At 57.0% G+C, this 13,658-nt stretch carries 16 protein-coding genes; 4 read left to right on the forward strand and 12 right to left on the reverse strand.

What is annotated here, in order from left to right:
* Positions 1-394: 394 nt before the first annotated feature.
* From mlaA to ccmA, 10 genes are read right to left on the reverse strand one after another with little or no spacing between them, the layout of a single operon-like run.
* The gene (gene mlaA, locus FCN80_RS20225) at positions 395-1,159 is read right to left on the reverse strand and encodes a phospholipid-binding lipoprotein MlaA (protein ID WP_230492810.1); all 765 of its coding nucleotides are present in this window, start codon (positions 1,157-1,159) and stop codon (positions 395-397) included.
* A gap of 30 nt (positions 1,160-1,189) precedes the next feature.
* The gene (ccmI, locus tag FCN80_RS20230; protein WP_136992145.1) at positions 1,190-2,404 is read right to left on the reverse strand and encodes a c-type cytochrome biogenesis protein CcmI; all 1,215 of its coding nucleotides are present in this window, start codon (positions 2,402-2,404) and stop codon (positions 1,190-1,192) included.
* Positions 2,401-2,871: a cytochrome c-type biogenesis protein gene (locus FCN80_RS20235; protein ID WP_230492811.1), complete on the reverse strand. Its 471-nt coding sequence runs from the start codon at positions 2,869-2,871 to the stop codon at positions 2,401-2,403. The genes ccmI and FCN80_RS20235 overlap by 4 nt, the downstream gene beginning before the upstream one ends.
* Positions 2,868-3,443 carry a DsbE family thiol:disulfide interchange protein gene (locus FCN80_RS20240; RefSeq protein ID WP_136992147.1) on the reverse strand — a complete coding sequence of 192 codons (576 nt, stop codon included), beginning with the start codon at positions 3,441-3,443 and terminating at the stop codon, positions 2,868-2,870. Before FCN80_RS20240 ends, FCN80_RS20235 begins: the two co-directional genes overlap by 4 nt.
* Positions 3,440-5,404, reverse strand: coding sequence for a heme lyase CcmF/NrfE family subunit (locus FCN80_RS20245; RefSeq protein ID WP_136992148.1), 1,965 nt, complete (start codon positions 5,402-5,404; stop codon positions 3,440-3,442). The genes FCN80_RS20240 and FCN80_RS20245 overlap by 4 nt, the downstream gene beginning before the upstream one ends.
* Entirely contained in the window at positions 5,401-5,991 is a 591-nt protein-coding gene (gene ccmE / locus FCN80_RS20250; RefSeq protein ID WP_136992150.1) for a cytochrome c maturation protein CcmE, read from the reverse strand. The genes FCN80_RS20245 and ccmE overlap by 4 nt, the downstream gene beginning before the upstream one ends.
* Positions 5,988-6,233 carry a heme exporter protein CcmD gene (gene ccmD / locus FCN80_RS20255; RefSeq protein WP_136992152.1) on the reverse strand — a complete coding sequence of 82 codons (246 nt, stop codon included), beginning with the start codon at positions 6,231-6,233 and terminating at the stop codon, positions 5,988-5,990. Before ccmD ends, ccmE begins: the two co-directional genes overlap by 4 nt.
* Positions 6,230-6,967 (reverse strand): heme ABC transporter permease, encoded by a 738-nt coding sequence (locus tag FCN80_RS20260; protein ID WP_136992154.1) that lies wholly within the window; start codon positions 6,965-6,967, stop codon positions 6,230-6,232. Before FCN80_RS20260 ends, ccmD begins: the two co-directional genes overlap by 4 nt.
* Before the next feature lie 40 nt (positions 6,968-7,007).
* Entirely contained in the window at positions 7,008-7,667 is a 660-nt protein-coding gene (gene ccmB / locus FCN80_RS20265) for a heme exporter protein CcmB (RefSeq protein WP_136992156.1), read from the reverse strand.
* Positions 7,655-8,296, reverse strand: coding sequence for a cytochrome c biogenesis heme-transporting ATPase CcmA (gene ccmA / locus FCN80_RS20270; protein ID WP_136992157.1), 642 nt, complete (start codon positions 8,294-8,296; stop codon positions 7,655-7,657). Before ccmA ends, ccmB begins: the two co-directional genes overlap by 13 nt.
* A 334-nt stretch (positions 8,297-8,630) precedes the next feature.
* Between ccmA and FCN80_RS20275 the strand changes: the two genes are divergently transcribed.
* Entirely contained in the window at positions 8,631-9,533 is a 903-nt protein-coding gene (locus FCN80_RS20275) for a formate/nitrite transporter family protein (RefSeq protein WP_136992159.1), read from the forward strand.
* Positions 9,534-10,106: 573 nt separating this feature from the next.
* Positions 10,107-11,369 (forward strand): DUF3800 domain-containing protein, encoded by a 1,263-nt coding sequence (locus FCN80_RS20285; RefSeq protein WP_230492812.1) that lies wholly within the window; start codon positions 10,107-10,109, stop codon positions 11,367-11,369.
* A gap of 158 nt (positions 11,370-11,527) precedes the next feature.
* Here FCN80_RS20285 and FCN80_RS20290 read toward each other — a convergent pair whose 3' ends face one another.
* Positions 11,528-12,031, reverse strand: a complete 504-nt coding sequence (locus FCN80_RS20290; RefSeq protein ID WP_230492813.1) for a GNAT family N-acetyltransferase — start codon at positions 12,029-12,031, stop codon at positions 11,528-11,530.
* Positions 12,013-12,306 (reverse strand): type II toxin-antitoxin system TacA family antitoxin, encoded by a 294-nt coding sequence (locus FCN80_RS20295; protein WP_136992160.1) that lies wholly within the window; start codon positions 12,304-12,306, stop codon positions 12,013-12,015. Before FCN80_RS20295 ends, FCN80_RS20290 begins: the two co-directional genes overlap by 19 nt.
* Positions 12,307-12,710: 404 nt before the next feature.
* On the opposite strand from FCN80_RS20295, the gene FCN80_RS20300 reads away from it, so the two are divergent.
* Together FCN80_RS20300 and FCN80_RS20305 are read left to right on the forward strand one after the other, a co-directional pair.
* Positions 12,711-12,980, forward strand: coding sequence for a hypothetical protein (locus tag FCN80_RS20300; protein ID WP_136992162.1), 270 nt, complete (start codon positions 12,711-12,713; stop codon positions 12,978-12,980).
* A 4-nt stretch (positions 12,981-12,984) separates the two neighbouring features.
* The gene (locus tag FCN80_RS20305) at positions 12,985-13,227 is read left to right on the forward strand and encodes a DinI-like family protein (protein WP_136992164.1); all 243 of its coding nucleotides are present in this window, start codon (positions 12,985-12,987) and stop codon (positions 13,225-13,227) included.
* Positions 13,228-13,658 lie beyond the last annotated feature (431 nt).

Here is a 13,658-nt window from a genome sequence, read left to right on the forward strand (position 1 = left end):
TTTCTCCACAGGAAAGGGCTGAATATCCCTCATCCTTCGGGCCGCCAGACAGCCGGTCATTGCCGGCCGCCCGGCCCGCCGCGGCAACAGACGCCGCGGCCGCTACTCGATGGGCGCTGGATATCATCTTAGTTGAACATTTCAAATTATCTGACATGATTATACCCCTTCGTCCCTGCGCCGAGTAGGGATTTATGCACGGATAGCACGGGTTATTCAGTCAAGACGGCAGAGGCGCGTCCAAGCGGGCACGCCTTATTGTCCGGTTAAAACCGCCGCGGGAGGAGCCCGTCATTCCTCCCGTCATGCCAGGCTGCCGCCCCCTCAACGCCGGGCATTGGGTGGTTTTCAGCCCAGCGGGATTGGATTGGCGAGGATAGCCCCGGCGGCGCGCCTAAGGGGTATCGATATCCTTCAAATCCCCCTGGATCGCCTGGGCGTTGGGGTTTTCCTGCGGCACCAGCCTCCCCCCGCTGGCCAGGAAATCATGCCGTTGGAAATACGCGGCGCGCACAAACGCATAAGGATCGGCGGAATTACGCAGCAAACTGTCCGAGTCCAGCAGTTCGGCGCGGGTTTCGATACCCTGGAAGACCCATTTGCTGACGCTCATCCACCACGTCAGGTAGCTGAGCACCGGATAGAAGTTATCGGCGACATCGCCCAAATCCTGACGGGGCGTGAAGCTGCCATAACCGGGCAAGACCATATAGGGACCGTAACCAACGCCATAGGTGCCAAGCGTGGTGCCGAAACGGCGGGGCTGTTCCTTAGCCAGTTTCGGATTGGCCATTGACGCCACATCGATAAGCCCCCCCATTCCCAGCAAGGTATTCAGGAAAAAGCGGTTAAAATGGATCATGGCCTCGTAGGGCTTGCCGATGGCCAGGTAGTTGACCATGGACGCAGGTTCGCCCAGGTTGCTCAGGAAGTTGCTCAGACCGTTGCGCGCCGGCATGGGGACATAATCACGCCAGGCCACCGCCACCGGACGCACCACATAAGGATCGAGGTAGTTGTAGTTGAAATTGAACATAGTCCGGTTGAACCCTTCCAGAGGATCCGGATGCTGCTGCGATGCCTGCTGTCCGGTCTTACCCGCGCATCCCAGCATCAGAACAGCGGCCAATATCACACCTGCCAGGCGGTAATTCATCATGCGACTCCATTTTTATTGTTATGCCCGCCCCTAGGGCACTTGTTGATCGATTTGCACGGCAATCCGGCCGGCACCAGCGAAATGCGCCAAAGCACTTTCGCCAAACCACTCGCCAGTTTGCCTTTCAGCGGCGTCGTCCGGCGATATCCGAACGCGCACCGTCAATCGGCGCAAGGCGGAAAGTAAATGCTCCGGCGTCACGGCATTGCTATCGTCGAGGGATAACGATAACGGAAAGCGGCTCAATGGCAAAGTTTTTACCGCCACCGGCGACGAACTTTGACCATCGGTTACCGTAACAACCACCCAACCTTGCCGCGGCAATTTCGCCCTCACCGGCATTGCAGCGCCAACCGTCACGATCAGTCCGGCCTTTTCCAACCCCGCCTGCTCCCGAGCCTGCGCTATTCCCCGCTCTATGGCGGACACATGGGGATCCGCCGCCGGCAGCAGCGTCAGCAACCGCTGCCAAAGCGCGATGGCTTTAACGAAATCGCCTTGCTGGTACCGGCTCAGCGCCAGCAATCCCACTGCCCGGGGATTATCCGGCCGGCGCGCGAGCAACGATTGCAGCACACGGATCCCTTGCTGATTATCCCCAGGATTATCCGACCGGGATAGCGCATCGGCATAATCCAAGGCGATGGATTCATCATTGGGCGCCAAGCGGCGAGCCTGCGCAAGAGCCTGCGCGGCCATGGCGGGGTTATGCATGGCCAGCCCGACGCGGCTGAGAATCAGCCAGTCCGGCAGGTTGTCCGGCCGCCGCGCCAATTCCGCGCGCAAACCGATGGCAAAATGAGACAACGCTTCCGGCGACAGCGGCCGGGCGCTGGGGTCGGCCAGCCGGGCGCGCAGCGCGGGTTGTTCGGCGACAATCCGTTGCCATAACCACACTTGCCGAAGGCCGCCGGTCCACCCGTACAGCATCAAGGTTACCACCACCAGACCGATTGCGCCGGGCAACAATATGCCGAGACTCCCCCCGCGCCGTACCGGCGGCGGGCAGGAAGACGCATCCGCCAGCAAGTTGCGCTGCCACTCCGCGATATGCGCCGCGCGCTCGCCGATAAGCCCTTGCGCCTCATCACGCTTTAATTCATCCAACCGGCGCAGATACAAATCGGCATTCAACGCGTCGCGACGGGAAAGGTCGGCCTGCCCGGCGTTCCCGACCGCCGGCAGCACCAGCAGGCCCGCGGCCAGGATCAGTAAAACCAGCGCGACCGCCCCCCATGCTATCATAAATGTCTCTTGCCCGAATTATGCAACAAGTGCGCCAGACGCCGCCGCTCATCGGCGCTCAGCGGCGAATTGGCGCGTCCGCGCCTTTTGCCGCGACAATAAATCACCAATCCACCCGCCGCCATGATGACGAACGGACCGGCCCACAACCAAATTGTCAGCCAATTGACCGGCGGCGTATAAGTGACGAAATACCCATAGCGGGCCACCATATAATCAGTAATACGCCGCTCGGTCCAGCCTTGTTGCAGCAGTTGATAAGTTTTGTCGCGCATGGCGGCGGCAACCCGCGCATCGGAATCGGCAATACTGCTATTTTGGCATTGGGGGCAGCGCAGATGACGGATAATCCGGTAGTATTGCTGCTCTTGGGTCTGACTATGGAATTGCCGGGCCTCCGCCGCAGCGTAAACGGAAGAACCGAACATAACCCATAACAGGACGAGATAGCGCAGCCTCATCATCATTTTCTCCCGGCGACCTGCCCACCGTTTCCACGGCCATAGCGCAAATATAAGGGCTGTATTTCACGCCGCCAGATTCCGGCGTCTATTTGCCCGGCGTGCCGGTAACGGATTATGCCCCGATTGTCGACCAGAAAAGTCTCCGGCGCGCCATAGACGCCCAAATCCAACCCCAGCGTGCCGCTGGCGTCATACAGCGTCAAAGTGTAAGGGTTGCCCAACTGATTTAGCCAATTTAAGGCGTTGGTTCGATCGTCCCGATAATTCACCCCCACGATGTGAACGCCCTCGGCGGCCAGCCTATTCAGAAAGGGGTGTTCCCCCCGGCACGCCGGGCACCAGGTGGCCCAGACATTGAGTAAAAATGGCCGGCCGTCCCTGAGCGACGCCGCGCTGTAACGGCCGGCGGGATTGTCCAACGATGGCAAGGCGAAGGCCGGTACCGGTTTACCGATCAGCGCCGATTGCAGCGCCTTTGGGTCGGCGCCGCGTTGGTCACGGACCAGTTGCACGGCGAACACGGCCGCCATCGCCAAAAATAACAGCAACGGCGCCGCCAGCAAGGCCTTTTTCATCCCGCCTCCTTAGCGGATCGCGCCGCCCGGCCGAGCGCGCGATAGCGGGGGTCGAACAGGCAACACAGCCCCCCCGCCGCCATCAAAAGCCCGCCCAGCCAAATCCAGCGGACGAAAGGTTTATAGTAGAGTTTGATCGTCCACGCGCCATCGCTCATTTTTTCGCCCAGCACGGCATAAAGATCCCGGCTGAGACCGCCGTTTATCGCCGCCTCGCTGGCCACGACGCGACGGGTCGCGTAAAACCGTTTTTCGGCCCGCAGACGGGCTTGCGGCCGGTTGCGCCTCGAAACGTCGATGATCGCCGCCGCGCCAGTGTAATTCGGCCCGGTGACCTCACGCAGTTGGCTTAAAACGAAACGATAATCGCGCAGCATGACGCTATCGCCGATGTTCATGCGCACATCCCGCTCCAGGCTGTAGTTATGGCTGAATGTAATGCCGATAATCGTCACCGCCACGCCCAGATGGCCGAGCGTCATTCCCCAATGACTCGCTGAAAGGCGGTTCAATCCGCCCTTGCGCGAATGACTGTGGCAGGCGCGCTCATGCAGTTCCCTTAGGGTCAGACTCGTTATCCACAACGCCATGAGCAGACCGATAACCGTCATGGCCCGGATTTCATCCCCCAGCAGTCTGGGCAATAACAGCGAGAGCGCCAGACTCGCGACAAGTGCCGGCAATAGCCTTCTCGACCATTTTCCCGTGTTATCCCGGCGCCAGCGAATCAGCGGGCCCACCCCCATTAACAGGGCGATGGGCGCGGCCAGCCAGGTGAACATGCTATTGAAGAACGGCTCGCCGACAGAAATATCCCCCCAGCCCAACTGGCGGTACAACAGCGGTAACAACGTACCGAGCAATACCGTAAATGTCGCCGCCATGAGCAAAACATTATTGCCGAGCAGGAAGCTTTCACGGGAAAAAAGGGCATGGGACGTTCGACCGCGTATGCCGCCGCCCCGTAACGCATAAAGCAACAGCGAACCCCCAATCAGTATCAGCAACAGCACGAGAATAAACAATCCTCGCGCCGGCGCGGCGGCGAAGGCGTGTACCGAAATCAGGACGCCGGACCTGACCAGGAAGGTTCCCAGCAGGCACAGAGAGAATACGGCGATGGAAAGCAATATCGTCCATGATTTCAATGCGCCGCGTTTTTCGGCGACCGCCAGCGAATGCAGCAATGCCGTGCCCGCCAGCCAGGGCATCAGAGAGGCGTTTTCCACCGGGTCCCAGAACCACCAACCGCCCCAGCCCAATTCGTAATACGCCCAGTATGAGCCAAAGACGATACCCAGGGTCAGGCAAACCCAGGCGGCCATGGTCCAGGGCCGCGCCCATCGCGCCCAGGCGGCGTCCATACGGCCGGCCGTCAACGATGCGATGGCGAAGGCGAACGCCACCGAAAAGCCGACATACCCCATATAGAGCAAGGGCGGATGCAGGATCAAACCGATATCCTGCAATAGGGGGTTGAGATCATGCCCCGCAATGGGCAAATCCGGCAAGGTCCGACGGAAGGGGTTGGAGGTGAGCAGAATAAATAGCAGGAAACCGGCATTGATCATACCCATAACCGCCAGCACCCGCGCCGTGGCGTCAATGGGCTGGCGGCGGCTCAAAACCGCCGCCGCCAGCGTCCAGCCCCCCAGCAACAGTACCCACAGCAACAGCGACCCCTCATGAGCGCCCCAGGTGGCGGCGATGCGGTAATACAGCGGCAGTTGACCGCTGGAATTGTCCGCCACATAAACCACGGAAAAATCATTGACGGCAAAGGCATAGACCAGGCAACCAAATGCGCCGGCCACGGCGAGAAACAGTCCGCACGCCAGCGGGCGCGTGGTCGCCATCAGCCGGGCATCCTGGCGCACGGCGCCCCACAGCGGATAAAAACTGAGCAGCAGCGCCAGGCCCGCCGCCAGGCACAAAAGGAAATCGCCCGCTTCCGGTATCATTGGGCACCCTGCTCCGCCGCCCGTTGTCCGGACGAAATGGCATAAGAACGCGCCTTGGGCGGCAACGTCATCGCCTCCGCGCCACGCAACGGTAACGCCGGGTTCGCGGACAACGCCTCCGGCCTGGACTGGCCGCCGCTCGACGACGCGTTGCCGCGCTTGTCGTCCGCCACCTCGGGCGGCAGATAATTTTCATCGTGTTTGGCCAGCACCTGCCGCGCGCGCACGCGATCGCCGGCCGTTAATATCCCCTGCGCCACCGCGCCCTGTCCTTCCCGGAACAGATCCGGCAATACGCCATGATAGCTTACCGATATGGCGCCGGCGGCGTCGTAGAGTTTGAAAGACACGTCCAGCGTCGCCGGATCGCGCTTCACGCTGCCGGGCATCACCCAACCGCCGACGCGCAAACGCTGACCGACATGGGGCAATTCATGTTGCCGCCCTTTGCCATACAAGATTTCCCGGGGGGTATAAAACAGATCAATATTGCCGCCCAGGGCATAGAGCGCCAGCGTAACGGTCAGGGCGGCGCCGGCCAAAAGCAGCGAACACAGATAAAGACGGTTTCGGCGGCGCCGGTTCATTGGCGGCGCTCCGCGCGCGGGTCGGCAGGCCGGCGCGCGGGGACAGGGGACCGGTGCGCCGTTATTCGGCGTCGGCGCGCCGGCAAACGGCGAATTTCCGCCAGCAACGCCCGGCGGCGCCAAAGAGTATGGCCAAGCAGCACGGCCAGCGCCCCAATCGTCGCGGCCACCGCCAGCCAAACATAAACGGCATAACCGCCCATGGCGAAAAAGGCCGCCCAGGAGTTAAAAGCCGGCCTCATGGCGACGGTTCCCGGTTTGCCAGCGCCAAAACCCAGGGGCGATGACGTTCCTGGCAGAGAATCTGGTTGCGCAACCGCATCAGCGTCAGCGCCGCAAACAGCCACAGATAACCCAACAGGGACCAGAGCAGCGGCGCGCGCATACTGGGATCAAGGTTGCGTTGAAAATCAGTGTCCCCCTGATGCAGGGTATTCCACCATGCCACTGAATAATGGATGATGGGAATATTCACTACCCCCACCAGAATCAAGATACCGGCGGCCCGCCCTCCCATACGTCGATCGGCAAACGCATTGTGCAAGGCTATCGCGCCCAGATAAAGAAAGAGCAGTACCAGTTCCGAGGTCAGACGCGCATCCCACACCCACCAGGCGCCCCACATGGGCTTGCCCCAGGCGGAGCCGGTCGTCAGCGCGATGAAGGTATAAACCGCGCCCACCGGCGCCATCGCGGCGGCGGCCAGGTCGGCGGTTTTTATCTGCCAGACCAGGCCGATAAACGCGGCCAGCGCCATTGACACATAGATGCCCATCGACCCGATGGCGGCCGGTACGTGCAGGTAAATGATGCGAAAGGCGTCGCCCTGCCGGTAATCCGGCGGAACGAAACCGAATCCCCAACCCCAGCCCAATGCCAGACAACCCGCGGCGGCGCCCGCCATCCACGGAATGCACCGACCGCACAACCCATATAGGGGTTCAGGCGCGGCCCAATAATGAAAACCCTTCCACATAGTCGCTTCCTACCTGTCGGGCGACGTATCGCCGCCCGCCCTACTGTAACGTCACGCGCAACGCGGCGGCGGCGGCGAATGGCGCCGTCATCAGGCTCAACACCAGCAGCGCGCCCAACATCGCCAGATTGCCGCTGATATCCAGGCCTTGCGCCGCATCGTCGATGGCCGCGGCGGCAAAAATCAACACCGGAATGAACAACGGCAGCAGCAATAAACTCAATAACGCGCCGCCTTTGTGCAACCCGACGGTCAAACCGGCGCCGATGGCGCCGAGGAGGCTTAAGGTCGGCGTGCCCAGCAACAACGTCAACGCCACGGCCCGCCAGGTGGCGAAATCCAGTGAAAACAACACCGCCGCCAGCGGCGACAGCACTATCAACGGCACGCCGGCGGCCAACCAGTGCGCGCAGATTTTAGCCAACACCGCGGCCGGCAGGGGTAACGGCATCAGCAAGATCTGCTCAAGCGATCCGTCGCGGAAATCCTCGCCGAACAAGCTCTCCAGAGACAGCAAGGCCGCCAATAGCGCCGCTACCCAGACAATACCGGGCGCGATGCGCCGCAGCAATTCCGGATCCGGCCCCACGCCCAGGGCGAATAGGGCCATCACCAACAAAAAAAACCACAGTGGATGCAGGATATCAATCCGTTGTCGCCAGGCCAGCCGCATATCCCGGCGGACAATCAGCCAGAACATGCGGTTTCCTCCGCCGGCGGCAACGTCAGCTCGCGTATCCGCACCGGGCAGGGCGGCATCGCCTGATGGGTTGTCAAGAGAATGATGCCGCGCGCGGCGCTGTGTTCGGCGAAGCGGGCCATTAGCCGGGAGACGCCGGCGCTATCGATGGCGGTGAAGGGCTCGTCCAGAATCCAAAGACGAAATTTCCCCAGCCAAAGGCGCGCCAGCGCCACCCGCCGTTGCTGGCCGGCGGACAGCCCCCCGGCAGGCACATCCTCATACCCCGCCAGACCCGCCTGTTGCAAGGCGTGGAAAATCGCGTCGTCGTCACGTTTTTGCCCGACGGCCGTTTGGTAGAACGCCAGATTCTCAAGGGGTGTCAACGCCCGCTTGATGCCGGTCTGGTGCCCGATATACAGCAAATCGCGATGGTAGTCCGGCCGTTGTCGGCGAATGTCCCGCCGCCGCCAGAAGACCGCACCCTGTTCGGGCCGCGCCAATCCGGCCAGAATGCGCAATAGGGATGTTTTCCCCGCACCGTTGGGACCTGCGATAAGGAGGATTTCCCCCGGGGCTATCCGCAAATCCAAACCGGAAAACAGCAGGCCATCTTCGCGAAGGCAAGCCAGATTTTTTACTTCCAGCATCGGCATGTCTACCCTTGATAGTTTTCCCGGCCATCATAGCATAGGCGCGCTGAACGAAAACGCGGCCGTTGCCTTGCGACATATCTCCGTGCGCCTGTTCTGTCCAAGATCAAATAAATAGCCCTTACCGACGCGATTCGCCCATTCACCGTCGCGCTGTTGAGGAGCCCGATATTGCTGACCGGGCCCGTTGGCCGCCCCGCGCCAGGGAAAATGCGACTACGCTTAGGCTGTGCCCCGGCAGGGTTTTACCGGTGCCGGTGATAGCCCTGACGAACAGGGGGAAATGCATTCAACGATGTTTAACGACGTCTAGCAACGCGGAGAGACCGCCATGGACCAGCGCGCCAAGCGCCCTAATGAAGCACAACCATCATCCGGACTCAAGGTGGAGAGCGGCGAGCACGACGCCGGCGGCCAAATCGAAGTGGCTGAGGAGAAGTTGCCCTCCCGGGCGGCCGCCATTCATGAACAAATCCGCCAGGAAGGCGAGAAAGAACTGGAGCGCGACGGTCAGGCGCTATTGTGGTCGGCGGTGGCCGCCGGGTTGTCCATGAGTGCCTCGCTTATGGCCAAAGGTATCTTGCACGCTGAACTTGCCGGCGGCGGAGCGAGTTTTCTTTTGGAGAATCTGGGTTATACCTTCGGATTTATCATCGTGATTATGGCCCGACAACAACTCTTTACCGAGAATACGCTCACCGCGGTCCTGCCTATCATGCAAAAGCCGTCGGTCAACAATATACTGATGCTGTTACGCCTGTGGGGCGTGGTTCTGGCGGGCAATCTGACCGGTACGGCGCTCGCCGCTTACGGATTTCTCCGTATGCCGGTCCTCGACGACGCCACCCGCCAGGCGTTTATCGCGTTGGGGAATGCGGTAATGGCGCAAACGCCGACGACGCTGTTCGCCAAGAGCGTCTTTTCCGGTTGGATCATCGCCACACTGGTGTGGATGCTACCTTCAGCGGGACCGGCCAAACTTCCCCTGATTCTGTTGATGACCTGGCTGATGGGGATCGGCGATTTGTCGCATATCGTCGTGGGCTCAGTGGAAATGCTTTATCTGGTATTCCACGGGGATATTTCCTGGTACCGGTTTTTTTATCCGTTCGCCTTACCAACCCTGGCCGGCAATATCGTCGGCGGCACATTTATCTTCGCCCTCTTAAGCCATGCGCAGATCCGCAACGATCTCAGCGGACAACGGAAACGGCGGCGAACCGGGCGGGAATGAATGGCCGTGACCGCTTTCCGGCCCGTGGTTGACGACGGATTGAGCGATTGAACCGTTAAGTGCTTATATTCGAGGACGAATCGGGTATAATCCTCAGCGCCGCACGGTCCTCGTAGTTAAACGGATAACCTGACTAATTGATTTAACTTTATGTTATTTAACAAAATTAAATGTGAAAATTATCCATATTGGTACTCAAATATGTACACAAATTAATTTCACATTCCCGGACAATCATCAAACTCCCAGGATAGCCACTATCCTCAATCTGCCCTCCGGTTTTTCTTATTTTAGTAAATTGTGTATTAATATTACATAAATAAGAATAACTTTTGCTCTATACCTCATCTAAGCATGCGTGCAGTTCACTTATGTCTCTGCCCTTCTTTTCTGCGGTATAAGGGATCAAAAATCAATCCATGTCTTAAAAACGTTTAAAATCAAATTCTTATATAAAAACACTATACGACGAGGCGAATAATATTTAAAGATAGAAAAGAATTATATCGTCAATTAGAGCAAAAGCGTGATTCTAAAGTTATATGTTATGTAACAGGTGATAGGCCACAGCAATTGACACAAATAGCATCAGAAGCTTTTGATCTATTTGTAAACCATCTTGACGAAATTGGTGATGTACAAAAAATAACCTTAATTTTAGTATGTCCAGTGAATTCGGGCACTCTGACATGGGATATTTATATGCACTTTTATGTTGATGAAACTGGTCACACCGGTCCGAAACTGTTTGACCGAACTCAGCCCGTGCTTTCCTACGGTGTTCTGTCTTCCCCAGAGGATCTGGATAAGGTTGCTGAAACTGAGCTCGCTGCTCTCCATAAGAAATTGGGTGTGCAGCGTCTTCACGCCGCAGAACTGGGAATGCACCGGCTCGCGGATGTTATTGATACCCTGCTCGTGCTGCAGAAAAAATACCGGATTCGTTTTGATATCTGGCAAGTAGTCAAACGCGATCACGCCATCATTTCATTCTTCGATCAGGTGTTTGATCAGGGCATGAATCCGGCAGTAACGTGGACGTCCTACTGGACTCCCCTGCGTTACCCGCTCTTGCTTAACCTGGCGAACCTGTTCGATGACGAGCTGGCTGAAAAGGCATGGCATGCCCGCCTTGAGGCGCACGATGGGCGATCGGGCGCGCTTTTCCGTGAGGTTTGTGACGTGCTGCTTCGGCGCGTTATCACCCTAGGTGACCCCCGTTCGACTGAGTTGATCACGGATGCCCTGAACTGGGCGTCGAGTAACTTTGATCAACTGGGATATAACTGCAAAACCAACAAAGAAAAGCTGCAGATCATGCCGAATATGATCGGATTTCAATCTGTACTGCATGGTATCTGTGCCCGCCTGGGGTCGCCAAATAGAAGGGCCAAAATCATCGTTGACCAGCAGTCCCAGTTCAACACGACACAGCGCGAGTTGAGCGAGTTCTACCACCTGATACGGGAGCAGCCGTGGGAGCTGGGGCCGGGTCTGCCCGTCATGGACATGAAAAACATGCCGGCGGAGCCGCTTGTCTTCCAGTCAGGCACCCGAAGTCCGGGGCTGGAGCTGGTTGACGTCTACCTCTGGACGTTCAAACGATACATGGAGAACAAGGAGCTGACAAAACCGCTTTCCCGCCTTATATATACCAACCGCAATACGGCCAACACCTCAAGCTTGTCGCTGAGATCAGTTGGCCGGCAGTTCCGGGAGTTTTTTGAAAATCTACCGGAGCCCACGCCGGAAATGATGAGAAAAGGGCGCGAGATTCATGATGCTGAGGAGGCGCGCCGCCTGCAGCATCGAATGGTGAGGTTAAGTCAGTCATAACAGGATGCCTGCTGCACGATATGAACACATGTAGCCATCCCAGTAAACAGTACCAGGGCAAACTGGAGTTTTTTGCTTTTTTTTCTTAATAAAAGAGGCAATCCAGCCATGAAACAAACCCGTTATACCATGGAACAAAACGCCTTATCCGGGAGAAATCAAACGCTCTCGATCAAATCTCCCAACGTCACCATAAGCATCATCGAATCAATCGGCGAAGGCTCAAACCCAACCCGCAGGTAAAATTCCCGCGCCTCATCAGACAGCGCATGAACCAACATTCCACGAATACCGATAGTTTCCGCCACTTGAATCACCCGTAGCCCGGCATCTCGCACTAGTGCCCGCCCGACGCCCTGACCGTGCAATGATTTATCTACTGCCAAACGACCTAGCACCACCACCGGGATCGGATCAGGCATATTGCGGCGAAAGCGCCCAGGTGCGGCATTGGTCATCACCGCGCTGGACGCCAACGAGTAATACGCCATCACTTTCGAATCGTCGCAGCAGACGAACGTTCGGGATGCGCCGGTTAGTTGATTTTTTATCGCCCGCTGTTTTAGCCAGTTGTCCATTGAATTCACGCCGCAACAAAATGAGGAGAGAATATGCCCGGCGTGAAGAGGCTCAGGAGCAGAGATCACTTTTTCTGTTCCCACGGCGCAGGCGTTTGCATGGTTTTACGCAGCGCGGCGTTCGGCGCAGGAGCCTGATCCAGACGAGCAAGAAATTCCTGATAGGCCTCCGGATCGGCCATAATGATGCGCTGCTCGATCAACGCTTCCTCTGCGGCGGCATGCGCGGCTTCCAGTACAAAATCAGTACGGTTTTTACCTTTCGCCTTCGCCGCACGATCAATAAGATCGCGCTCGGCGGGTTTAATGCGTAGATTCAATGTATCTCGCTTGACTGAAACGCTATTCGTCGCCGGCATGATGTCATCCTCCTGTGTCATTCTCTGGAGATAAATTATACAGCATGCGTAACGCTAATGTCATTACGATTTACAGAAAGCATTCGTAATCGAACCAAAGGAACGAACCGGACCTATTTCCGTGCTGCCTACCCACGCTTATGATCTACAAACAAAAATACGGGTCAATCTGCGGGTCTTGACAACCGGCGGGGATAAAATTTATGATGGAATTCAACTTAATAGAGAACTGAATGTACCCGAGTCCGGGCATCAATAATTTCAAAGGGTTGCGTATGCAGCCTCTTTCCTTTCAGAATACTATTTCAGAAAACCCCTTCGCGCCTCTTGCATGATTATCCACGTGGGTTTATTGTGCATGAAAGATAAATACTGTATATAAACCCAGTTAAAAGGCAAGTGCGATGAAAGAAGAATCCAATATTGGCCACATGCCCCAGCTCAGTAAGTTTGCTATGGTTCACAGCGCCGCCGGTGAGTTCATCGTTCTCAAGACAGCTTACATAGATAGCCTGGCGGGCACCAAGTGGCTTACCCCTCAAATCTATCCCGACCAGACGATTACCATCAAACTTGCTGACGCCAAAGAGCTATTGGCCGAACTGAAGAAATCCATCGACTACATAGAGGCTGGCATCGAGCATCCGTCCTGTACATTTCACGACCGAGGATAAAGTCATGCATGTCGAAGTGAATATCGAGAAAGAGAAAGCCAAGGCCATGCCGAAAGGCTCCATTACAGCCTTGCAAGATGAACTGACAAGGAGGCTGCGAAAGAAGTACAGCGGTATTATCGTTGAGGTTAAAGTTAAGGGTGCTGACGCCCTATACGTCCGTGGCGCGACTACCATCGAGCGAGAGGATATTGACGCCATCTTGCAACAAACCTGGGAATCTGCTGACGATTGGTTCTATGCGTAATTATTAAACGGCAGTTTTATCCATCGACAACGACATAGTTCAGCATTAGCATGAATTATCTAGATCACCATACTAGGCAATAACGCATTTCTCTATTTGATCGAATTTCAGCCCGCCATGAGCGGGTGTTTTTTTTGCCCATCGCTTCGCTTGTTACTATCCTAAAGATTTCTATACTTATTTTGAAGGTGTGCTGGCTCGCACGTCTGGCTACTCGTAGTTTGCCCGCTCAACAGCGGGCTTTTTTTGGCGGCGTATGGCGGTTGGGCCATCCGTGGCCCGTTTTTATGATGCTGTAGACTGGGCCTTTAGGGCTTCAATTTCCTGCTCCTGAGCGTCAATTTTATCTGACAACGCCTTGATTGCCTCGACCAGTAATCCAGCTATTTCGCCATAGCCAACAGCGAGGCAATCTTCTATCACTGAACCGT

This window comes from Martelella alba (assembly GCF_005217455.1).
Classification (GTDB): Bacteria; Pseudomonadota; Gammaproteobacteria; order Enterobacterales; family Enterobacteriaceae; genus Acerihabitans.